The organism is Streptomyces sp. NPDC001393, from assembly GCF_053597455.1.
This window is the reverse complement of sequence record NZ_JBSFIH010000034.1, coordinates 62,704-83,451: the sequence shown is the minus strand read 5'-3', so window position 1 is coordinate 83,451 and position 20,748 is coordinate 62,704. Positions and strand designations below refer to the sequence as shown.

19 protein-coding genes and 2 pseudogenes are annotated in these 20,748 nt (G+C 69.8%); 8 read left to right on the top strand and 13 right to left on the bottom strand.

Translation table 11 applies throughout. The annotated features are described in order from the left end of the window. Positions 1–106: 106 nt before the first annotated feature. Positions 107–1,693 carry a protein kinase domain-containing protein gene (locus ACWC2T_RS30250; protein ID WP_450673517.1) on the bottom strand — a complete coding sequence of 529 codons (1,587 nt, stop codon included), beginning with the start codon at positions 1,691–1,693 and terminating at the stop codon, positions 107–109. A 158-nt stretch (positions 1,694–1,851) separates the two neighbouring features. Here ACWC2T_RS30250 and ACWC2T_RS30245 point away from each other — a divergent pair, with 158 nt between their 5' ends. Further along, positions 1,852–2,067, top strand: a complete 216-nt coding sequence (locus ACWC2T_RS30245) for a hypothetical protein (protein ID WP_450673516.1) — start codon at positions 1,852–1,854, stop codon at positions 2,065–2,067. A 243-nt stretch (positions 2,068–2,310) separates the two neighbouring features. Beyond that, the gene (locus ACWC2T_RS30240) at positions 2,311–2,685 is read left to right on the top strand and encodes a hypothetical protein (protein WP_450673515.1); all 375 of its coding nucleotides are present in this window, start codon (positions 2,311–2,313) and stop codon (positions 2,683–2,685) included. 64 nt (positions 2,686–2,749) lie between these two features. On the opposite strand, the gene ACWC2T_RS30235 is transcribed toward ACWC2T_RS30240, so the two are convergent. Together ACWC2T_RS30235 and ACWC2T_RS30230 are read right to left on the bottom strand one after the other, a co-directional pair. After that, complete coding sequence (locus ACWC2T_RS30235; protein WP_450673514.1) at positions 2,750–3,157, bottom strand: (2Fe-2S) ferredoxin domain-containing protein; 408 nt, start codon at positions 3,155–3,157, stop codon at positions 2,750–2,752. After that, a complete protein-coding gene (locus ACWC2T_RS30230) occupies positions 3,154–5,124 on the bottom strand; it encodes a heavy metal translocating P-type ATPase (protein WP_450673513.1) in 1,971 nt (656 codons plus the stop codon). Before ACWC2T_RS30230 ends, ACWC2T_RS30235 begins: the two co-directional genes overlap by 4 nt. 119 nt (positions 5,125–5,243) lie before the next feature. Here ACWC2T_RS30230 and ACWC2T_RS30225 point away from each other — a divergent pair, with 119 nt between their 5' ends. Beyond that, positions 5,244–5,648, top strand: a complete 405-nt coding sequence (locus tag ACWC2T_RS30225) for an ArsR/SmtB family transcription factor (RefSeq protein WP_450673512.1) — start codon at positions 5,244–5,246, stop codon at positions 5,646–5,648. 429 nt (positions 5,649–6,077) lie between these two features. Further along, positions 6,078–6,539, top strand: a pseudogene (locus ACWC2T_RS30220) (DUF305 domain-containing protein); the annotation flags it as partial. A 233-nt stretch (positions 6,540–6,772) separates the two neighbouring features. Here ACWC2T_RS30220 and ACWC2T_RS30215 read toward each other — a convergent pair. Then, positions 6,773–7,429 carry a TetR/AcrR family transcriptional regulator gene (locus ACWC2T_RS30215; protein ID WP_450673511.1) on the bottom strand — a complete coding sequence of 219 codons (657 nt, stop codon included), beginning with the start codon at positions 7,427–7,429 and terminating at the stop codon, positions 6,773–6,775. 119 nt (positions 7,430–7,548) lie between these two features. On the opposite strand from ACWC2T_RS30215, the gene ACWC2T_RS30210 reads away from it, so the two are divergent. The 3 genes from ACWC2T_RS30210 to ACWC2T_RS30200 all read left to right on the top strand — a co-directional run bounded on the left by ACWC2T_RS30210 (position 7,549) and on the right by ACWC2T_RS30200 (position 9,475). Next, positions 7,549–7,713 (top strand): hypothetical protein, encoded by a 165-nt coding sequence (locus ACWC2T_RS30210; RefSeq protein ID WP_450673510.1) that lies wholly within the window; start codon positions 7,549–7,551, stop codon positions 7,711–7,713. Further along, positions 7,713–8,264, top strand: a complete 552-nt coding sequence (locus tag ACWC2T_RS30205) for a hypothetical protein (protein WP_450673509.1) — start codon at positions 7,713–7,715, stop codon at positions 8,262–8,264. The genes ACWC2T_RS30210 and ACWC2T_RS30205 overlap by 1 nt, the downstream gene beginning before the upstream one ends. A 479-nt stretch (positions 8,265–8,743) precedes the next feature. Beyond that, entirely contained in the window at positions 8,744–9,475 is a 732-nt protein-coding gene (locus ACWC2T_RS30200) for an MFS transporter (RefSeq protein ID WP_450673508.1), read from the top strand. Here ACWC2T_RS30200 and ACWC2T_RS30195 read toward each other — a convergent pair. Then, on the bottom strand, positions 9,462–10,319 hold the full coding sequence (locus ACWC2T_RS30195) for a phosphatase PAP2 family protein (protein WP_450673507.1): 858 nt from the start codon (positions 10,317–10,319) through the stop codon (positions 9,462–9,464). The two genes, ACWC2T_RS30200 and ACWC2T_RS30195, sit on opposite strands and share 14 nt — an antisense overlap. Positions 10,320–10,479: 160 nt before the next feature. Further along, positions 10,480–10,977 (bottom strand): annotated as a pseudogene (locus tag ACWC2T_RS30190) (VTC domain-containing protein); the annotation flags it as partial. 251 nt (positions 10,978–11,228) lie between these two features. Between ACWC2T_RS30190 and ACWC2T_RS30185 the strand changes: the two are divergent. Further along, on the top strand, positions 11,229–12,059 hold the full coding sequence (locus tag ACWC2T_RS30185; RefSeq protein WP_450673506.1) for a HAMP domain-containing sensor histidine kinase: 831 nt from the start codon (positions 11,229–11,231) through the stop codon (positions 12,057–12,059). Between the two features lie 482 nt (positions 12,060–12,541). Here the strand turns inward: ACWC2T_RS30185 and ACWC2T_RS30180 are convergent, their stop codons facing one another. The 7 genes from ACWC2T_RS30180 to ACWC2T_RS30150 all read right to left on the bottom strand — a co-directional run bounded on the left by ACWC2T_RS30180 (position 12,542) and on the right by ACWC2T_RS30150 (position 20,678). After that, positions 12,542–14,077: a glycoside hydrolase family 43 protein gene (locus ACWC2T_RS30180; protein WP_450673505.1), complete on the bottom strand. Its 1,536-nt coding sequence runs from the start codon at positions 14,075–14,077 to the stop codon at positions 12,542–12,544. A gap of 433 nt (positions 14,078–14,510) precedes the next feature. Beyond that, the gene (locus tag ACWC2T_RS30175; protein ID WP_450673504.1) at positions 14,511–14,786 is read right to left on the bottom strand and encodes an acetylxylan esterase; all 276 of its coding nucleotides are present in this window, start codon (positions 14,784–14,786) and stop codon (positions 14,511–14,513) included. Next, positions 14,783–15,226, bottom strand: coding sequence for an acetylxylan esterase (locus ACWC2T_RS30170; RefSeq protein WP_450673503.1), 444 nt, complete (start codon positions 15,224–15,226; stop codon positions 14,783–14,785). Before ACWC2T_RS30170 ends, ACWC2T_RS30175 begins: the two co-directional genes overlap by 4 nt. 18 nt (positions 15,227–15,244) lie before the next feature. Next, the gene (locus tag ACWC2T_RS30165; RefSeq protein WP_450673528.1) at positions 15,245–17,605 is read right to left on the bottom strand and encodes a beta-xylosidase/alpha-l-arabinosidase; all 2,361 of its coding nucleotides are present in this window, start codon (positions 17,603–17,605) and stop codon (positions 15,245–15,247) included. Positions 17,606–17,613: 8 nt separating this feature from the next. Next, positions 17,614–18,432, bottom strand: coding sequence for a carbohydrate ABC transporter permease (locus tag ACWC2T_RS30160; RefSeq protein WP_450673502.1), 819 nt, complete (start codon positions 18,430–18,432; stop codon positions 17,614–17,616). Continuing rightward, the gene (locus ACWC2T_RS30155) at positions 18,432–19,364 is read right to left on the bottom strand and encodes a carbohydrate ABC transporter permease (RefSeq protein ID WP_450673501.1); all 933 of its coding nucleotides are present in this window, start codon (positions 19,362–19,364) and stop codon (positions 18,432–18,434) included. The genes ACWC2T_RS30160 and ACWC2T_RS30155 overlap by 1 nt, the downstream gene beginning before the upstream one ends. A gap of 9 nt (positions 19,365–19,373) precedes the next feature. Beyond that, on the bottom strand, positions 19,374–20,678 hold the full coding sequence (locus tag ACWC2T_RS30150; RefSeq protein ID WP_450673500.1) for an extracellular solute-binding protein: 1,305 nt from the start codon (positions 20,676–20,678) through the stop codon (positions 19,374–19,376). Positions 20,679–20,748 lie beyond the last annotated feature (70 nt).

Below are 20,748 nucleotides of genomic sequence, written 5' to 3'. Positions count from 1 at the left end.
TCTATGGCGCCGTACAACGCCTTGCGGCTCTGCGGCAGCTCCGCTGCCCGTCACCTCGCCCCGGCAGCGAACGGATAGCGAGCCGTGCACCGTCTCCGGTCAGCTCTCACCGGCGAGCAGCGGTGACCTTCACACTGCACTGCAGATCAGCGAGGTAGACCTGGGAGTGTCCGCTCGGGTCGAGCTTCAGCGGGCCGCCGCCTTTGGGGACTGTACCCAGGTCGACGGCCTCTCCGTTTGCAGCGTCGCGTAGATCAAGCCTGCAGTCGCCGGCACCGTTGAAGTCCAACACCCTCACGGATATCGGCCCCCGCGCGCTGAAGGCTTCGGTGTCGCCCGTGCCGTACTCCCGAGTGGCGGGCAGCACCGCCACCCCCGCTCCGGATCGGTGGACCACCTGGCAACCCGGGTTGTTGGCCGCCCAGCGAAACGGTCCTGAGGTGTGTGCCAGGAACGACTTGGTGCCGTAGTTCTCAAAAACCTGCTGCTGACCGGTGTCGGTGTTGGTCAGCGTAACGGTGCAGCCATTGTCCCGGCCCCCGATCTGGTCGCTGACGACGAGCCGCCACGGGGACGCCGCGGTGAAGCCTCCAGATGCCCGGCTGCTTCTCTCCTCGGACGGCTTGCTATGCGAAACCTTGGCGGGCCCAGTGTGATCCGGCAAGAGCTGGGCTGCGGCGGTTCCACCGGCCGCGAAGACCACGGCCGCACCGGCGGCATATGCGACACGTCGGCGCCGCGGGTGCTTCGCCGGTGTGACACCCCTGAGGCCCGGCACCGCTGCGTGCGGCGACTTCACGCCGCTCTGCAGGCCGGACAGCACCCGCTCCACCTCATCCCGCATCGCCTCGGCGGTGGGGAAGCGGAGCGCCGGGTCCTTGCTCAGCGCTCGGGCCACCAGGGCGTCCACCGCCGGGCTGATCGCCTGGTTCATGCTGGACGGCGCGGGCGGCTGCTCCTGGATGTGCTTATAGGCGATGGAGAAGGCCGTGCCCCCGTCGAACGGCGGCCGCCCGGTGAGCAGTTCGAACAGCATGCAGCCCACCGAGTAAAGGTCGGTTCGGGCATCGATGCTCCTGCCCAGCGCCTGTTCCGGCGAAAGGTACTGGGGCGTGCCCACCACCATGCCCGTCTGCGTTATGGACGTCGCCCCGGACTGCAGCGCGCGGGCGATGCCGAAGTCCATCACCTTCACCACCCCGCGCGGGGTGACCATCACATTGCCCGGCTTGATGTCCCTGTGGACCAGGCCCTGTTCATGGGAGGCGGCCAGCGCCGAGAGCACATCCGCGGTGATCCTCAGAGCACGGTCGCAGGGCATCGCGCCGTGCTTGTCGATCTCCTCTCGGAGCAGTGCGGACAGCGACGCGCCCTCGACGTACTCCATGACGATGTACAGCACCGGGCCGGTGTCCGAAACGACGTCTTCACCACTGTCGAACACCGCCACGATGTTGGTGTGGCTCAGCCGCGCCACCGCCTGTGCCTCGCGGCGGAACCGCTCGCGGAAGGACGGCTCGTGGCCCAGACCGGTGTGGAGCGTCTTGACCGCCACCGAGCGCTCCAGCACGGAGTCGTGTGCAAGGTGGACGGTGGCCATCCCGCCCTGGCCCAGTAGCTGCCGCAGCATGTACCTGCCGTGGCCCACCGTGCGCAACCCGGCGCCCGCCCCACCCGTAGTGTCATCACCCATCGGCCTCAACATCCCCCCTCGCCCACCGGGACGCGTACACCGCGTGCCCGTGGTCCGCAGACCGCCGGCCGGCCCCGCTCGGCCCCCCGAACGAGCACAAGATTATCGGCACGGACAACTGGACCACTCGCCGCGGTGGCGACAGGTCGGCACCGCGGGTGTTCCGCCGGCGGGGCCCAGCCGCCCAGGCGCTGAACTCACCGCCGCGCCTGCTGACCCGGCACCTCTCCTGCATGGTCGAGCGCTGGGCCGACGAGGAAGCCGCTCTCGCCACATGCGACCGCCGCCGTGTGGCCCGCACGATCGGCAAGGCGGCCCTGGCCAGACGGCGCACGGCGCCCGAGCATGTGTCTCCCAACCTCTGCCCCACCTGACCGGGCCTTCGGCCGCGGCAGGCCCCCCGGTGGAGTCGCCTCCCTGCCCGCACCGCCCCACAGCGGCGCCAGCGCCCAATCCCGCGTCCCGGCACTCGCAATGCTCCTCGTGGCCACGGCCCTTGCGTGGTGCGCCGGTGCGGCCCGTGGCGTCTACCGCCTGCTGCGACTCGCCCACGAGAGCGCCGGGCGCTGGCCTGAGGCGTGTTGAATCACCCTTCTGGAAGTGGGTGCAGGCCCCGCATGCTGCACGACAGCGTGCGTCTGAAGGCGGGCTGGATCTGCCTGCTCATCGTGGGTGCCGGCGTCCTGGTCTTCGGCATCGTCGCCACGGCGGTACCGGGGTCCGGTGATGAGCGGCTCATGCGGGCAGACGGAGTGGCCGCATTCGGCATGGGCCTGTTCGGCGTGCTGATCACCGTCGTACCGTTCCGTCGCGGGGAACGGTGGGCGTGGTGCGCGCAGTGGTTCTATCCGCTCTTCTGGATCACACACTTGGTGGGAGGACTACTGCCGGGCAAGGACCACGTCCACCAAGTGGTCTTCATCGTTGTGTCGTTGGCCGGGCGGCTGCTGCCCGTCCGCGTTTTCTTCCCTCGCGTGGAGACCAGTACCTGACGTGAGTCAGAGGCGCGGTACGTACCTGTCACCTGGGCCGCTGCCGATGCCGGGTCGGGTCGGGTCAGCCCTCGACGGCCTGGCGGATGCGGCGAGATGGGGTGAACTCGTACAGGTCGAGGACTCCGGGAGGATCCGCAAGACCGGGGCCGCCCGCCGCGATCCATGCGGCGATGTCGTCGGCGGCGTCGGTGTCGTTGACCAGGCCCAGCCACACCGGGCGCCCGCCGGCGGCTCGTCCTGTGGCGGAGGGCTGCACGACGATGACGTTGGCGTGCTCGCACGCGTCCAGGCAGCCGGTCACCCTCACCTGGGCCGTGTCGGCGAGAGCCTGCCGCAGCTGGGCGAGCTGACCGGCGTGGTCCAGGCCGGGGATCTTCGCGGTGCCGCAGCAGCAGCCCCGGCAGACGGTGACCGTGCAGCGGGCCGCCCCTGCCGTGGCGGGGGCGGCCTTGCGGGTACGGCGGCTCACCTGGCGGCCCCGTTGCGGGCGCGGCGCCAGGCTCCGTCCGCCAGCAGGCGCAGGCCGTTGAGGCCGACGATGACGGTGGAGCCCTCGTGCCCGGCGACGCCCAGCGGCAGTGGCAGGGTGCCGGCCAGATCCCAGATGACCAGGCCGGTGATGAACACACCGGCGATCACCAGGTTCTGCACCACCAGACGGCGGGCCTGCCGGGAGAGGCGCACGACGGTGGGGATGGTAGCCAGCTCGTCGCGGACGACGACCGCGTCGGCGGTCTCCAGGGCGAGATCGGATCCGGCCCGGCCCATCGCGATGCCGGTGTGGGCGGCGGCGAGCGCGGGGGCGTCGTTGACGCCGTCGCCGACCACCATGACCTTGTGGCCCGCCTGCTCCATCTCCTGCACGGCGGTGACCTTGTCCTGCGGGAGGAGGCCCGCGCGGACGTCGGTGATGCCGACCTCGGCGGCGAGCCGGGCCGCCGCGCGCGGATTGTCACCGGTGACCAGCACCGGGGCGATGCCCGTCAGCGCGCCCAGGGCGGAGACGGTGCCGGCGGCCTCCTCGCGCAGCCGGTCGGCGATGCCCAGCACGCCCACCGGCGTGCCGTCGGCCGTGACCAGCACGGCAGTGCGGCCCTCCTCCTCCAGGCCGGCGGCGACCGCGACGGCCGGGTGAGTGCCGCCATCCACGAACCGGGCGGGGCTGCCGACCGCGATCTTCCGGCCGATGACAGTCGCAGCGACGCCCGTACCGGGCGCGGATGCGAAGTCCTCCACCACGGGAATGTCCAGCTCGCGAGTGCGGGCGGCGTCCACGATCGCGCGGGCCAGCGGATGCTCGCTCGGGTGCTCGGCCGCCGCCGCCAGCCGCAGCAGCGCGTCCTCGCTCAGACCGGAGCCGGTCAGCGGGCGGATATCGGTGACACGCGGGGTCCCCTCGGTCAACGTGCCGGTCTTGTCCAGGGCAACCGCGTCCACCTGACCGAGACGTTCCATGACCACGGCCGACTTCACCAGCACGCCACGGCGGCCCGCGTTGGCGATCGCGGACAACAGCGGCGGCATGGTGGCCAGCACCACCGCGCACGGCGAGGCGACGATCATGAACGTCATCGCCCGCAGCAGCGTCGGCTGCAACGCCGAGCCGAAGAGCAGGGGCAGGACGAACAGCGCGACGGTGGCGGCGACCATCCCGATCGAGTACCGCTGCTCGACCTTCTCGATGAACAGCTGGGTCGGTGCCTTGGTCTCAGAGGCTTCCTCGACCATCGCCACGATCCGAGCGATCACCGAATCGGACGGGTCGCGCTCGACCTTCACCCGCAGCGCGCCGGTGCCGTTCAGGGCCCCGGCGAACACCTCGTCCCCCTCCTCCTTCGCCACCGGCAGCGGCTCGCCGGTGATCGTCGCCTGGTCGACCTCGCTGGCCCCGTCCAGCACCCGGCCATCGGCGCCGATCCGCTCGCCGGGCCGTACCAGGACCGTGTCCCCCACGCGCAGCTGCTCAGTGGGCACCGTCTCCTCCCCGCCGTCGTCCGTCAGACGTGTGGCAGTCGCGGGGGCCAGGTCGAGCAGGCCGCGCACGGAGTCCGCGGTACGGGCAGTCGCGATCGCCTCCAGCGCGCCTGAGGTCGCGAAGATGACGATCAGCAGCGCACCGTCCAGGACCTGCCCGATCGCCGCCGCCCCGAGCGCGGCGACCACCATGAGCAGATCCACGTCCAGGGTCCTTTCCCGCAGCGCCTGGAGTCCGGCCCAGCCCGGCTCCCAGCCGCCGGTCACGTAGACGGCCGCGAACAGCGGGCCCCACGACCAGGCCGGGGCACCGGTCAGGTACAGCGGCAGCGCGAGCAGGAACAGCACCAGCGCGGCCGCGGCCCAGCGGGCCTCGGGCAGGGCGAGGATCCGGGTGCGGCGGCGCACCACCGTGTCACGGGCAACGCCTGGCGGCGCCGGGCAGGTGAGCGTGGATGACATCGACGTGGGGTCCTTCATCAGTAGCGGGGCGGCGGAACGCAGTCCGACCCCACCCACCGTAGCAGGAAAGAATGAAGAGCCATTCATTTATTCATGGAAAGTGCCGCTACCATGGGCCCATGGGTCATGGAGCCGCACCATCAGCAGAAGGCGTTCCGCGCGGGCGCCTGGACGCCGCCAGCGCCGCCAAGGTCGCCACCACTCTCCAGGCACTGGCAACCCCCTCACGGCTGCTCATCCTTGCCCGCCTGCGCGAAGGCTCCCTGCCCGCGACCGAACTGGCCGCCGAGGTCGGTATGGAACAGTCCGCCTGCTCCCATCAGTTGCGCCTGCTGCGCAATCTCGGCCTGGTGGTCGGCACCCGCAAGGGCCGCTCAGTGGTGTACTCGCTCTACGACAACCACGTCGCCGAACTCCTCGACCAGGCGATCTACCACATCGAACACCTCCGCCTCGGCATGAGCGACACCAATGGCACCGTCACCGAGCCGACGCAAGAAGAAGCGGCTGTGCCAAGCCTCTGACCGGCTCGATCGGCAGGCCGTCGTATAGCGGGAAGCGCGGTCATGGGTCCGGCGGGGCTCGTATGAGCCGGCCTCTCAAGGACATTGCGCAGCTTGATGATGCCGGCGATGGCGGATTCCGACTCGGCCACGAAGGCGAGTTCCACGTTGACCAGGAGCTTCCATTCGGCGGACGAAACCAACGCTACGCACGGTTCTCCTGGGTGGAGGACATGCAGACACACGGCGCCAACGGGGCGCACGTCGTAGAGGACGTCGAGGGACGTCGCGCGGAGTTCGACCTGGAACTCCGGTCTCCAACGAGCGCATCGACTACCGGATCCTCGGCGATGTCCCCATGGACTCGCTGACCCTCCGCCCGCAGGACGAGCGTCACACCGAACTGCGCCCGCGTCCTCCGGATCGCACAATCAGGCCGATCTCACCTTCGTCCAGGGAATGATCCCCCAGCACCGCCAGGCCATCGCCATGGCCCAGGCGCACGCCTCCTCCCAGGCCGTCAGGGCCCTCGCTGGGAAGGTGAAGGGGGCACAGGCACCGGAGATCGCGACCATGACGGCCTGGTTGGGGTCCTGGGCCGAGCAGGTCCCCGAGGGCATGAACGGCGTGGGCAACGAAAGCGCCTCCGCGATGCCGGGCATGATGAGCAACCACGACATGGACCAGCTCAGACGGACCTCTGGCAGGGCCTGCGACACCATGTTCCTGACCATGATGATCAAGCACCACGAAAGTGCCGTGGAGGTGGCCAACACCCAGAAGCAGCAGGGTACTTATGGCAGTGAGCTTGTAGGGGCGGCGCGCTGTGGTGGGGGCCCTGCTGAGGGTTGTCGACCATCCCGGGTCAGCCGGTGCTCCGGCAGCGGCGATGGGCTCGGCATGGATGCTTGACGCCCGTATCCGCCAATTGGAGGGTGAGCCACTCCCCCGGAGCCCCCTCAGCCGCGGTCGTCTGCTGCTGAGTCTGATCGCAGTGACTGTCCTGATGTGGGCCGCAGCCGTTCAACGGCCGTAGCAGCGCAGGAACACGGCGGCCGCCGCACGACGCATGCTGACCGCTCTTCGGACACTGCGGGCGCACAGGCGGCCCTGCAGTCGGCTGGCGTTGCGCCAGCCCGAAATGCTCAGTGCGCGCCGTGCCAGTGGTGCGCGTGCGGCTCGCCGCCGGGCGCTTCATCATGGGCGAGGGGCGGCTCGACAACCTCGGCCTGTGGGCGCACCCCGGCGAGTGTGACCGCGACAAGCCTTCGGACCGCGGCCTTGGACGGCAGGCCGGCGGCTGCGGTGAGGGCGTGGAGGCAGTAGGTCGCCAGTTCGTCGGGCGCCACGTCGTCCCGGAAGTCGCCGCTCTTCGCGCCCTCGGCCAAGAGGTCTCGGACGAGGCCGTTGAGCTGCTGATGCGCGCGGGCCATGTGCTCACCCTGGTGCAGCAGCGCGGCTAGTTCGGTGCCATGGCTCGCGGACTGCTGGTGGGAGATGAACGCGTACGCCTCCAGCACGGCCTCGAGACGCTGGCCCGGGCCGGCGGCCTGGTCCCGGACCGCGACGAGCTGTTCGAGATGGGCGGCGACCTGGCGCTCGTGCCATGCGGTCAGGATCGCTTCGACGTCCGGGAAGTACTTGTACAGCGTTGCCCGACCGATGCCGCTCTCCTCCGCGATACGCGACATCGTCACCGAGAGCAGCCCGTGCTCGGCAACCAGCGCGGCGGTCGCGTCCAGAACGGCGTCGCGCACCGCACTGCGATGCGCCTCGATCGTCTCGTTCCACAGCTTCGGCATCGCCTCAGCATACGCGCCGACGGGTTCACAACACTATGACTTGACAGAGACACTATGTCTCGAAAAAGCTGAGCGCCATGAAGCCCCCGACAACCGAGCGCAGCAGCGGAGGACCAGCCATGGCCGAGCATCTCCCCACCGGCGACCACACGAGCGTGGAGCGCCACGAACCGGTCCCGGGCAGGCCGCGCTGGGTGAACGCCTTCGGGATCGCCGCCGGCGCCCTGGTCGTGGTGTTCCTGATCGTGCACCTGGCCGGCGGCATGAACGGCATGCACCACTGATGGCCATGACACACCGCCTGCGAAAGCTCGCGCTCACCGCGCACGTCACCGTCTCGGTGGGCTGGGTCGGCGCGGTCGCCGTCTTCCTGGCCCTCGCGATCACTGGCCTGACCAGCCATGACGCCCTGCTGGTGCGGTCCGTCTACGCCGCCATGGGGACGACCGGCTGGTTCGTCATCGTCCCGCTGTGCTTCGCCTCCCTGGCTACCGGGGTGGTCTCATCACTCGGTACCGCCTGGGGCCTGTTCCGGTACTACTGGGTCGTGGTCAAGCTGGTGATCACCGTCCTGTCCACCCTGGTCCTGCTCATCCACATGGGCCCGATCGACCGGATCTCCCGGCTGGCGGCGGCCGCAACGTGGTCCGGCGGCGAACTCGAAGGGCTGAGGGTCCAGCTCGTCGTTCAATCCGGTGCCGCCCTGGTGGCGCTGGTGGTGGTGACGGCACTGTCGGTGTACAAGCCCCAGGGCCGCACCCGGCAGGGGCTGCGCAGCAAGACCCTCGACGCAGCCACCACCGGCCGCACCCTGGGGAGTGCGACGATCCTGTGAACAGGCGACGCCCCATCAGCTCCTTCCCCTCGGCCGGAAGGCTGGTGCGGGGCACGGAATGGAGAGGACCAGGCCGGGCGGCAGCCGCGCGTAGGGCGAGGCATCAGCCGTATTGCTTGGTTCGGCCCTGACCTGGGGTTTCGCTGATTTCGGGCGAGGCATTACGAACCTGCCCTCGTCATGTGCGGAGAGGGCTCGTCAAGCCACCAGAGCACAGTGGTTTCGTTGGGGGCACGGATGTGCCCTGGGTGCCGGGCCAGTCGCCCTCGTCTTCCGCCTCGGCTTCCGTGAAGGCGTCGTCGACCGCCTTGTGGGTGCGGGTCTCGCCGGACGGCGGGAGGTGCGCGTACGTCCACAGACCGAAGCCCGGGTCCGAGTGGTCGTCGCCGTCAAAGTTGCCGTCAGCCCTGAAATCCTGTGGATTGACCAGACAGCCCGAGTGTTGGTGTGGGCCGGGGGCCTGCGGCTGCTGTTTCGCCGTGCTCGCGGTGCTCGGTGCGGTGGTCGCCACCTGGGCCGCGCTCGCCGTTCCGGTCGTACCGCCGTTGCCCAAGGCCCGGCAGACGGTGCTGGATCTGGGTCGGCGGCTGGCCGACCCGGCGTTCCTCGCGCCGGCCTCGGCGCTCGCCGCGGCGACGGCCGCCCTGTCGGTCGGAGTGGGATTCCTGCCGGTGTCCTGGCGGGCGGCCGGTCTGGGCACGGTGGCCACCGGTGCCGCCGTGTCGGTGCCGGCGGCCTGCTCGGCCGTCGTCCAGCCGAGGGCTGAGCGGGCGCTGGACCGCGGCCGGCTCACGACCCGTACGGGTAGCACGGCGGGGCTGCTGCGCACCGCCGCCGGAATGGGGTGCGCCATGCTGCCGGGGCTGACCGGCATCCTTGTCGGCGCCGCACTGATCGGTGCCGGAACCGGTCTGATCACCCCCCTGGGCTTCGCCGCGCTCGCCGCGAGCACCCCCACGGAGCGTCTCGGGCAGACCATGGGCGCCGCCGAACTCGGACGCGAACTCGGCGACGCGGGCGGCCCGTTGCTCGTCGCAACGGTCGCCACCCTCACCCATGGCTGGGCCACCCTCGCCCTCCTCCTCGCCCTCGGCCCGGCCCTCACCGCCGTACCGCCGTCCCGCCGTCCCGCCGTCCCGCCGTCCCGCCGGAGGGTGAACCCCGGGCAGCGGAGGGCGCTGAGTACGACGGCGGGTGTCAGTGGCCGCTGACAGCGAGTTCGTAGTCGCCGATCAGGTCACCGAGGAGAGTTCCGGCGGTGATGTCGCTGGTGACGTGACCGGCCATGTAGAGGCGGGAGTAGAGGATCTCGTCCTGCATCCACTGATAGTCCTCGGTTCGGTGCGAGGACAGGGCGCTGAGATAGGTGACGGCAGCGGCGGACCGGGAGGCGTGGCTCGAGGGGTAGGAGTACGGGCCCTTGGCGCCGGGCTTGATGTGCTTGTCCGGGCGCAGGGTCGGGTCCAGGACGTACGGGGCGGGCTGCTTGTCCTTGGCGGCCACCTGGTCGCTGATCGTCTTGGCCAGCTTCAGCACCGCCTTGAGCTGCGCCTTCTCAGCCGTGCCCTGCTTGGCGGGGATCAGTTCGCCCTCATCGTGAAGGTAGAGCTTCCAGATGTCCTTCTTGCCGTGGAGCTCCAGCCAGGTCGCGGCCTTCTTCCCGGCGGCCGTGCGGGTCTTGGCGAGTTGCTGGTCCTGGTGGAGTTCGGCGGTGCGCTGCGCTGTCGTGGGCGGGGCGGGCACCTGCTGGGCGGCCCAGGCGGCGAACGCCTTGTCGTCGCGGGTGGTGCCGTGCACCTTCTTCCACTGGGCGAACACGGCGTCGGCCTTCGTGCGCTGAGCCGCTGCCTGCTTGCCGATCGTGGCGATCTCGGCGTCGGTGAAGAGCGTGGGCGGCGGATCCTGCTTGATCTTCTGTGTCACGCTGGGCTTCTTCTTCAGCAAGCCGGCGGCGGCCGAGACCAGCTGCGGTTGGAGCGTGCCGACGCCGACGGCCGCGACAGCGAGAAGAGCGATCAAAGCGTACGGCCATTTGATGCCACGCAGGACGTTCATGCGGCGGGGATCCTTTCGGGGAGCGGTGCCGGGTCGGCAACGGCGGTGAAATGGGTGCGGGCGAGGCGGCGTACGTCGTTGTCGGCAGGCCCGGGGTGAGCAGGGACTGGCCGACGATGTACTTGCTGAGCGAGACCGGCCTGACGCCCATGCCGAGCAGCAGCCGATCGGCGGGGGCGGGTTGGGTGCCACCCTTGGTCTCGATCAGGACGTGTTCGGGGTCGAGGGCGGCAGTGCGGTCGTCGCGGTGGCAGCTGAGGGAGCCGTCGAGGGTGACGCGGCTGCCGTGGTCGAGGTCGGCGAGGGCCGCGCGGACGTAGCGGACCTCGGCAGCGGCGGACAGCCCCTTGGCGGCGACAGGGATACCGGCCCGCTCCAGCACCTCGTCGACGAACTCAGTCGCCCGCGCGGTCAGTTCGCCGTATTCGGCGGCCGGGACCTCCAGGGCGTGCTTGACGGTGGCGCCGCGGCCGTCCTTCGTCTTCACCTCCACCCGGCACAGCCCGTCCTCCGCGTACAGGCGGGTGCGGACCTTCCAGCGCCGTCGGCGCCCCTGGACGTGGGCGCGCCAGGCGCCGAGCTGCTCGGTGTCGAAGTACGTGCTGAAGTAGCAGATCCTCGACGCGCGCGGCCGGGTGCTGGACTCCAGCGGGGCCATCCGCCACCAGATCCTTCTCACCCCGGCCGAACTGGACGCCGTCGCACGCGGAGCCACGGTCCGGCGTGACGTCGGCTCTCTGTTGCCGATCACCTCGGACACCCTGCGCCTCCAGGCCCGTCGCGTCACGGCCGGCGACCACCGGCGGACCGTCATCGCCGCCGTCCGCCGCGGCCACCGCGACGAAGCGCTGCGCGAACTCCTCGCCCAACTGGCCATTGCCTCCGGCTTGACCCTGATCGCCGCCTCCTATGTCGGCTACCGCACCGCCCGCGGCGCGGCGCCCCGTCGAGCGCTACCGTGCAGGGGCCGCCACCCTCGCCGACGGCACGCAGAACCCGCGCCTGGACGTGCCCGTCGACCGCGACGACGAGATCACCCGCCTCGGCCACACCCTCAACCACATGCTCGACCGCCTGGAAGCGTCCGCCGAGCGCGAGCGCCGGTTCGTCGCGGACGCCAGCCACGAACTGCGCGCTCCGCTCACCCTGATGCGCGCCGAACTCGACGTCGCCCTGCACCGTCCACGCTCCGCCGAAGAACTCACCAAGACCCTGCGCTCCGTGGACGCCGAGGTCCAGCGCCTGATCGACCTCTCCAACGCACTGCTGGAGTTGGAGGAACTCGGCAGCACCGGTCACATCACCCGCGCACCCGCGCACGTCGCCGACCTTCTCGACGCCGCCGTCACCCCACACCGGCGCACCGCGGAGCGGGCCGGTCGCTCGCTGACCGTCGACGCCACCCGCGCGATCGTGGACGTCGACGCCCGGTGGCTGCGGCCTGCCATCGGCAACCTCGTCGACAACGCCCTGCGGTACGGCCACGGCACCGTCCGCCTCACGGCGACGGTCGAGGAGGACATGCTGCTGGTGAGCGTCACGGACGAAGGCCCCGGCTTTCCGCCGGAGTTCCTGCCGCGGGCGTTCGACCGCTTCGCCCGTGCAGAGGCGAGCCGCACCAGCGATGGATCCGGCCTGGGCCTCGCCTTTGTGCAGGCGGTGGCCACCGCCCACGGCGGCACTGCCCACGCCGACAACATGGGACAAGGAGCGGCTGTCGCACTGCGCCTGCCCTGCTGACGCCCGTCTCTGCACAACCTCTGTGTTTCTACAACATGCAATAGGTTGACCGGGCAGTCATCCACACGACACCGCGACGTCACCGGTATGCCATCGCGAAGGCAGAGCGGACCGGTCACGCGGATCGAGGCGCGCGCCTCCCCTCGTACTCACGCCACGCTCACACGACGTGCTCTCACGGAAGGACCCCCGCTATGACCGCGGCCGTCACCGCGCAACTCGCTTTCGACGGATCCGGAATCGACGGCTCGTAGTCCACACCCGCCACCGACTTCACCCGGGATACCAAGCGGCTCAATACTCCGCCCGACGGAGGGGTCAGGGGCGGTCGGCAAGGCTGGCTGGGGCATTGCGCACCCAGCCAGCCCCCGGGCGATTGCGAAGTCGTGGTGATCTCGTGAGTGTGCAGGTCACGGCGGTGTGACGATGCCGGGAGGGTGCGCGACCGGACGCAGGTGTCGCACGCGGCCGGACGCGGAGCGTCAAGCGGAGGGTGCCGGAGCCGGCGCGTACTCGAACCAGTCGAAGGCGACCGTCCCCTCGGTGGCGTACATGCCGATAACGCGGCCGGTGAAGCCGCAGGCGACTTCGGTGGACAGGTAGCGTCCGTCCAGTTCGACGAGTGGCTGGGTGTCCGAGGCGTCGGGATCGCCGAGCCAGAAGGCGATGGTGTCAGGGCCGGTGGTCCCGCCATCGGTGAGTTCGGGCGACGCGGGCACCATGTCGCACGTCCGGATCTCGACGATGAGGGTCAGCGGCCCGGAAGGGACCGGTCGGCTGGCCACGGTCTGTCGCAGCGGACCGATCCGGGCGACGACGCTGGCCTCTCCGTTTCCGACTTCCAGTTCGTAGTGGTGGGCTTCGTCCAGGCGCACGCAGAGGCCGCCGCGTCCCGTACCCGGGTCGATCGCAGCGGTGACGCGGCAGTCGTGGTGTTGCTGGCGGCGGCCGACGAAAGTGTACCCGGGGCGGTCGAGGGTGGTGCCGGTGGCGTTGAGGGCCAGCCAGCCAGGGCGCTCGCTGAGCGACCAGGAGCCTCCCGGGCGGGCGAACGGCGAGATCCACTGCGGCGCGAGAGCGGCTTCGTTGAAGTCGTCGCGGGCGGGCAGGGCCGGTACGGGGTGCCAGGCGCCGCCCGGGGCCGCATGGCTCTCGGGAACGGGCGCGACGACGGGCCAGCCATCTTTGTCCCATTCCACAGGGGTCAGGAACGTCTCACGGCCGAGCACGTGCACGTCGGGTGTGAAGCCGCGGGGCCGGACGCCGAGCAGCACCATCCACCAACTGCCGTCGGGAGCCTCCACCAGGTCGGCGTGGCCGGTGTTCTGGATGGAGCGGGCGGTACCGCTGTGGGACAGCAGGGGGTTGGCGGGTGCGCCTTCCCAGGGGCCGCGCGGCGAGCGGCCGCGAGCGATGGACACGCTGTGGCCGCGTTCGGTGCCGCCTTCCGCGATCAGTAGGTACCACCAGTCGCCGATGCGGTAGAGGTGCGGCGCCTCGGGGTACTTGAGGCCGCTGCCCGACCATGTGGCAAAGGGCCCCTCCAGCACCTCCCCCTTGACCGGGTCGATCCTGGCCATGTTGATGCCGCCTTCGGGCCCGGAAAAGGCGCACCAGCAGGTGCCGTCCTCCTCCCAGGCCAGATCGGGGTCGATCCCGGGCAGGTCGATCCACACCGGGTCGCCCCACGGCCCCTCGGGCCGCTCGGCCGAGACGACGAAGTTGCCGCCGCCGTTGATATTGGTGTTGATGATCCAATAGCGGCCGTCGTGGTGGCGGATCGTGGGGGCGTAGAGGCCGCCGGACGCCTTGGTACCGGGGAGAGGCAGCGGCAGTTGTTCGGGCCGGTCGAGCACATTGCCGATGTGCTCCCAGTGCACGAGATCCTTGCTGTGGAAGAGCGGCAGCCCGGGGAAGTACTCGAAGCTGGAGCACACCAGGTAGTAGTCGTCAGCGACCCGGCACACGCTCGGATCGGGGTGGAACCCGCTGATGACAGGGTTGTCGTACGTACGCACAGAATGTGTTCCCTTCGGGGTGCCGGGTGCCGGGGAGCGAGTCCTTCACTGGGTTGAGTCCGCGTCAGTTCGGAAGAGTTGATCACCGCTGCGGCAGGAGGGGCGGCCCGGGCGCATGGACACCGTGGAGGGTGGTGCCGTATGGACACCGTGGAGGGTGGTGCCGTCGACTCGAGTTTCCAGGCGGTGCACGATGCCGTCGAGGGGCGGTCGCCGCGCGCGACGCGATTGGCGTAGCGCCGCACTGTCGCACCGAAGTAGCGGGCTCCGTTCAGCAGCTGGGCCGGCCGGGCCGCTTGGTGAGGAAGCCGAGGGGGCCCTGGCCGTCGTCCGGGCCGCCGGCCTTGTTGTCGTCGCAACGCCAGAGAGCGATATCCCTGGCCTCGCGTGGGCGTGGTAGTGGGCGAAGACGGTGGAGGGTGCACGATCGCGATCATGTCCATCGAAGCTGCCGGGAAGCGGGTTGGTGCGCTGGTTCTGCGGGCGAAGTTGACGCCGTCGTTGTAGGGCAGGTGTGGCGGTGCACGGTGTCCTCTGGTCGCGCTGGACAGAGAGGCAGTAGTCCGCGATCTTGCGGAAGCGCTGTCCGTGATCTGACGGCGTTGGGGAATTCGCATGGGAACGGCGTGCGCGCGCCGAGCGCCGTCAGGTCTGGGACCAGGGCGGCGACGGCGAGCGCGATGCCGCCGCCCGGGTTTTGTCCGATCACGGCGACTCGGTCAGGATCGACGCGGTCCAGCCGGCCTCCGGACCGGTAGGGCCGGAGGCCGGGGTCGCCCCCGGCTCCAGCCCGAGCCCTGGCGGCGCGTGTCCACCTGAAGGTGGGCGTGCCCGGCGGCGCCCAGAGCAGGTTCTCCAGACATGTCCTTTCCGCCGCCATGAACGGCGTACCGCACCGATGGCCGGAAGCGGGCCGGTCGCCGTGCCCGGCAGGCGCAGCCACGCCTTGACCGGCTCCCCGCCGAAGCCTGGGAAAGTGACGTCGAAGGTGTTCGCGGTGCTCAGTCCGGTGCTGACCGGCGTCAGCCGGACCTTGCCGCGGCACGGGCGGGCCTCGGTGAGTGTCTCATCCCAGGAGGCGTCGTCGTCCGGTTCGATCTGATTGCTGGGACAGCGCCGCAGCTCGGCCTCGGGCAGGTCGGTGTACATGCGCGGCCTTTCGTTGCGTCAGCGGCATTCGACGGTGACGACGGGGTGCAGCCTGCGGGTGTGGTCGACCTCCCGGACGGGGCCGGTCAGGCGCAGCGGGACCGTGATGCGGTGGTCGGTGCTGCTGGCGGAGATCCGCAGCTCCAGCTCGCCGGGTTCGACGATGCGACGGCCTTCGCGGCCGGTGAAGGAGGCCAGGTCCGCGGGCAGTTCCAGGAGGACCCGGCAGACTTCCCCGGTGTCGAGCGGGAGGCGCCGGTAGCCGACGAGGCGCTGCATCGGCTGGACCACGGAGGCCACTGGGTCGTGCAGGTAGAACTGCACCACCTCGCAGCCGGAGCGTTCGCCGGTGTTGCGGACCTCGAAGGCGATCCGGAAGCTGCCGTCGGTGCCGGTCTCCGCGACGCTGACGTCGAGTGCGGACCACTCGAATTCCGTGTAGCAGAGCCCGTGCCCGAACCCGTAGGCCGCGCTGGTACTGGTGCTGGACACGTCGCTGTCCTGGGCCAGCCGGGCGGCCAGGTAGGTGGAGGGCTGAACACCCTTGTGCCGCGGCACACTCACGGGCAACCGTCCGGAGGGGTTCACCCGCCCGCTCAGTACGCCGGCGATCGCCTCGGTGCCCGCCTCCCCGGGAAAGAAGGACTGCACGATCGCCGCCGCCTCCGTGTCGGCGCGCCCCAGTGCGTAAGGGCGGCCCGCCAGCATGACGAGCACCACGGGCGTGCCGGCATCCAGCAGGGCGTGGAGCAACTGCTGCTGCACGCCGGGAAGTTGCATCGATTCGGCGTCACATCCCTCGCCGCTGGTGCCGCGGCCGAACAGGCCGGCGCGGTCCCCGAGGGCGAGCACCACGACGTCGGCGATGCGGGCTGCTGCGACTGCCTCGGCGAAGCCGGCCGTGCTGTCGCCGTCGACCGTCGCACCGGGCGCGGAGAAGATCTCGGCGTCGGGGAACTCGGCCGCCAAGGTCTCGCGCAGCGTGGGCAGCGCGATGCCGGTCGGGATCTCGGGGTGTTGCGAGCCGACGTGCACGGGGAAGGAATAGCAGCCCAGCACGGCCGTCGGGGTGTCGGCGTTGGGGCCGATCAGCGCGATCCGGCGGGGACGGCCGAGCGGCAGCGTGCCGTCATTGCGTAGCAGCACGATGGCCTGCTCCGCCAGCTCGCGCGCCAGCCGCCGGTTGGCTGGGGGGTCCAAGTCGACGCTGCCGCGCAGCGCTTCGGGAGCGGCCAGTTCCGCTCGGGAGAGCGCCTGCGGAACAGGGTTCCAGTCGGGATCGAGCAGGCCGAGCTGTGCCTTCTGGATGAGGATCCGGCGCAGGGCGCGATCGATCAACTCCTCAGGGACGGCGCCGGCCTCGACCGCGTCGAGCAGCGGCTGTCCGAATGTCTTGATGGTTGGCAATTCGACATCGACGCCGCTGGCGAGGGCAAGCTCGGCGGCCTCGGCCCAGCTTCCGGCGACGCCGTGCAGGAGCTTGAGGAAGGCGACACCGAAGTAGTCCGCCACTACCGTCCCGTCGAAGCCCCAGGTGTCCCGGAGCAGACCGGTGAGCAGTTCCTGGTCGGCGGCCGAGGGGATGCCGTCGGTGTCGGTGTAGGCGTGCATGACCGAGCGCGGTCGGCCCTCGCGTAGCGCCATCTCGAACGGGGGGAGGATGACGTCGGCGCGCTCGCGGGTGCCCATGGCGACCGGTGCAAGGTTGCGGCCCGCCCGCGAGGCGGAGTAGCCGGCGAAGTGCTTGAGTGTGGCGACGATCCCGGCGGACTCCAGGCCCTGCACGTAGGCGGTGGCGATGGTGCCGACCAGGTACGGGTCCTCGCCGATGGTCTCCTCGACGCGGCCCCAGCGGGCGTCGCGCACCACGTCGAGCACGGGGGCGAGGCCCTGGTGGACGCCGACGGCGCGCATGTCGGTGCCGATGGCGGTGGCCATGGTGCGCACCAGCTCCGGGTTGAAGGTCGCTCCCCAGGACAGCGGGACCGGGTAGGCGGTCGCCCCCCAGGCCGCGAACCCGGCCAGGCACTCCTCGTGGGCGATCGCGGGTATGCCGAAGCGGTTGGCGGCGACGATGCGCTGCTGGGAGCGGGCGAGCGAGAGCGCACCAACGGCGGCGTCCACGGGAACGGTGCCGAAGGGCCGGGTCAGCTGGCCCAGACCGTGCGGCAGCAACTCGTCCAGGTCGGGCGGCTCCTCCATCTCGTGCTGGTGCGGGGCGACCTCGCCGCCCTCGTCGGAGGCACCCACCCAGACGCCGACCAACTGCGCTGTCTTCTCTCGCAGGGTCATCGCCGCGATCAGGGCGTCGGCCCTGATCGCGGGGTCGAGCGAGACGTCCCGCCACACAGGGGTGGCGACCTCGGCGGCGGGATTCATGTTGCCGGTCACTTTCCTCCGACCCCCATGAGCCCCTGGACCAGGGCGCGGCGGGCGAACAGGTAGACGATGAAGATGGGGAGCATGGACAGCACCACGGCGCTGAGCAGTCCGGGGACGTCGACGCCGTGTTCGGTCTGGAAGTTGTACAGACCGAGGGTGATCACCTTGGTCGAGTCCGACTGGGTGAGGATCAGCGGGAAGAGGAAGCCGTTCCAGGCCTGCAGGGCCGAGAAGACCACGATGGAGGAGAGCCCGCCCTTCGACAGCGGCAGGACCAGTTGCCTGAAGACCCGCCACGGGGAGGCTCCGTCCATCGCCATGGCCTCGTACAGCTCGGGGGTGATGTCGCGCATCGCCCCGGTCAGCACCAGGGTGCACACCGGCAGCGAGAACGCAGCGGTGGGCAGAATGACGCCGATCAGGTGGTCATAGAGCCCGACCTGGCTGATCACGTAGAACATCGGCACGATCACCGCCTGCGCGGGGACCGCGAGTCCCAGCAGGAAGACCCGGAACACGACGGTGATGGTCCGGCCCTGGGCGCGCACGATGGCGTAGGCGAGTGGCGGGACCACCACCAGCACGATGCCGACGACGCTGGCGGTGACGATCAGGGTGTTGAGGAAGTCCTGGCCGAAGCCGTTGGAGAACGCGTTGAAGTAGTTGCTCAGGGTCAGCTGCGACGGAAAGCTCAGCGGGCCCTGGGTGGAGTAGTTGGAGGTGGTGCGCAGGGTCGCGATCAGCAGCACGTAGAGCGGCAGGCCGATCAGAGCGAGCCATATCAGGGAGCCCAGCCCGGCAAGGTAGTTGGGGCGCTGCCGCATCAGATCCCCTCCGCTGTGCTGCGCATCTTGTCGTAGCCGGAGAGCCGGACCACGGCCAGGGAGATGAGGGTGGCCACCACGACCAGGACCAGCGCGATGGCCGAGCCGGCGCCGAAGTCGAAATCCTTGAAGCCCTGCTCGTACATGTAGTAGGCGCTGACCGTGGTGTCCGTGCCGGGGCCGCCCTGGGTGAGGATCAGCACCGTGTCAAAGGTAGTGAGCCCGCCGACGACCATGAGAATCACCGAGGTGATCATGGTGTTGCGCAGTTGTGGCAGGGTGATGTGGAAGAACTGCCGCACGGTGCCGGCCCCGTCGATCGCCGCGGCCTGGTAGAGCACCTGCGGAACCGCGCGGGCGCCGCCCTGGTAGAGCAGCGCGTGCAGGGGGGTGAACTGCCACATTCCGACGAAGGTCAGCACCGCGATCGCACCGGTCTGGCTGCCGAGCAGGTTGCCGTTGCCGAACAGCCAGGGAAGCTGGCCCGGCATGCCGAAGTTGGGGTCGAGCAGAGCGCGCCACAGCACCGAGACCGCGGTCGCCGAGAGCAGCAGGGGGACGAAGAAGATCGCGGACAGCACGGCCCGGTTGCGCTGATGGCCGGCCGCCCAAACGCCCAGCAGGAGGCTGATGGGCGTCTGCGTCACGACCCCGAGCACGGTGAGCACGAGGGTGAGCCAGATGCTCTGGGTCATCACCGGGTCGTGGACCAGCTTGGTCCAGTTCGCCAGGCCGTTGAAGTGCGGCGAGGTGATGCCGTCCCAGGCGGTGAAGGACAGCACCGCGACCAGCACCAGCGGGAGAATCGCGAACAGCAGGAAGAAGACGGTCGCGGGTACCGCCCAGGCGAAGCCCGGGCGGGTTACCCCGACGCCGGCCTGGCGCGCCTTGAGGCGGCGGCCGGACACGGCTGCGAGAGAAAGTGAGCTCATCGGTCCTACTCAGGAGTTGGACAGCGACTGCATCGACTGGATGAAGCCGTTGGCGTCGGTCTTGCCGTCGAAGAACTTCTGAATGGCCGTGTGGAGCGGTGTGGCCGCCGCCGGCGGGTAGGCCTGGTCCCAGGACAGCTGGAACGACGGGGCCGCCTTGACCAGGTTGAACTGGAACTGCGAGTAGTCCGGGCTGGCCGAGGTGGACAGGAAGTTGGCGGTGTTGGTGGTGGTCGGCAGGTTCCCGATGGCGAGCTGGGCCTTGACGAACTCGTCGGAGTACATGAGCTTGAGGAAGGCCGCCACGGCATCGGGGTGCTGGGTCTTCTTCAGCACGGAGTAGAAGTTGTTGGTGTTGCCGACGACGTCCTTCGGGTCGCCCTTGCCGCCGCTGACGGTCGGGAAGGCGCTGTAGCCGAGGTCGTTCTTGGCGAAGTCGGGGTTGCTGGACTGCTGGGTCGAGTACTCCCAGGAGCCCATCAGTTCAAAGGCGGCCTTGCCCTTGGCCAGCAGCGCCGGGGACCCGCCATCGGTGAACTTCACCGAGTCGAAGTTGCTGCCGAATGCGCCGGCGTCGACCAGCTGCTTCAGCATGCCCAAGGCCTTCTGGCTGTCCGGACTGGCCCACGCGCTCTTGTCACCGGCGAGCGCCTTCTGGAACTGGTCCGGCCCGGCGACCCGGTCGAAGACGTACTCGAACCACATGAGGGTGGGCCACTGGTCGCCGCCGCCGAGCGCGATCGGGGTCAGGCCCTTGGCCTTGAGCACCTTGACGTCGCCGATCAGGTCGTCCCAGGTCCGCGGGACGCTCAGGCCGGCGCTCGCCAGGACCTTCTTGTTGTTGAAGAGCAGCACGGGCTGGGTGCCGCGCATCGGCACACCGTAGGACTTGCCGTCGATCACCGCGGTGTTGAAGACCGAAGGGAGGAAGTTGGACTTGAGCCCCGGGTCCTTGGCGATCATGTCGTCCAGGGGGAGCAGGAGGTTCTTCTTTGCGAAGGGCGCGATGCTGCCGCCGCCCCAGTTGAAGAAGATGTCCGGGGCCTGCGGGGTGTTGATGATCGTGTTGAGCTTGGACTGGTAGTCGGCGCCGGGAATGGTGTCCAGCACCGCCTTGACCTTCGAGGTCTTGTTGAACGTATCGACGATCTGCTTCTCGACCTTGTTCGCGGCGTCCCCGTAGACGAGGACGTGGATCGTCCCGGAGCTGGAGCCGCCGCCAGACCCGCACGCGGCGGTCAGACCGAGCACCAGCGCGGTCGTTGCCGCTACTGCGGCGAATCTGTTTCGGGTCGCACCGTTGCGAACGGTCAAGCGAAGAGAGCCCATTGGATTGCCACTCCGTCGATAATTTCGAAGAGATTGCCGAATGATGCGGGAAACC

Excerpts from the sequence above, each read along its gene's own strand:
- ACWC2T_RS30160 (WP_450673502.1), bottom strand. The coding sequence starts at position 18,432 with ATGCGGCAGCGCCCCAACTACCTTGCCGGGCTGGGCTCCCTGATATGG.
- ACWC2T_RS30215 (WP_450673511.1), bottom strand. The coding sequence starts at position 7,429 with ATGCCGAAGCTGTGGAACGAGACGATCGAGGCGCATCGCAGTGCGGTG.
- ACWC2T_RS30250 (WP_450673517.1), bottom strand. The coding sequence starts at position 1,693 with ATGGGTGATGACACTACGGGTGGGGCGGGCGCCGGGTTGCGCACGGTG.
- ACWC2T_RS30170 (WP_450673503.1), bottom strand. The coding sequence starts at position 15,226 with ATGTACACCGACCTGCCCGAGGCCGAGCTGCGGCGCTGTCCCAGCAAT.
- ACWC2T_RS30185 (WP_450673506.1), top strand. The coding sequence starts at position 11,229 with ATGTCGGCTACCGCACCGCCCGCGGCGCGGCGCCCCGTCGAGCGCTAC.
- ACWC2T_RS30205 (WP_450673509.1), top strand. The coding sequence starts at position 7,713 with ATGGCCATGACACACCGCCTGCGAAAGCTCGCGCTCACCGCGCACGTC.
- ACWC2T_RS30195 (WP_450673507.1), bottom strand. The coding sequence starts at position 10,319 with ATGAACGTCCTGCGTGGCATCAAATGGCCGTACGCTTTGATCGCTCTT.
- ACWC2T_RS30225 (WP_450673512.1), top strand. The coding sequence starts at position 5,244 with ATGGGTCATGGAGCCGCACCATCAGCAGAAGGCGTTCCGCGCGGGCGC.
- ACWC2T_RS30210 (WP_450673510.1), top strand. The coding sequence starts at position 7,549 with ATGGCCGAGCATCTCCCCACCGGCGACCACACGAGCGTGGAGCGCCAC.
- ACWC2T_RS30230 (WP_450673513.1), bottom strand. The coding sequence starts at position 5,124 with ATGTCATCCACGCTCACCTGCCCGGCGCCGCCAGGCGTTGCCCGTGAC.
- ACWC2T_RS30240 (WP_450673515.1), top strand. The coding sequence starts at position 2,311 with ATGCTGCACGACAGCGTGCGTCTGAAGGCGGGCTGGATCTGCCTGCTC.
- ACWC2T_RS30155 (WP_450673501.1), bottom strand. The coding sequence starts at position 19,364 with ATGAGCTCACTTTCTCTCGCAGCCGTGTCCGGCCGCCGCCTCAAGGCG.
- ACWC2T_RS30165 (WP_450673528.1), bottom strand. The coding sequence starts at position 17,605 with ATGAATCCCGCCGCCGAGGTCGCCACCCCTGTGTGGCGGGACGTCTCG.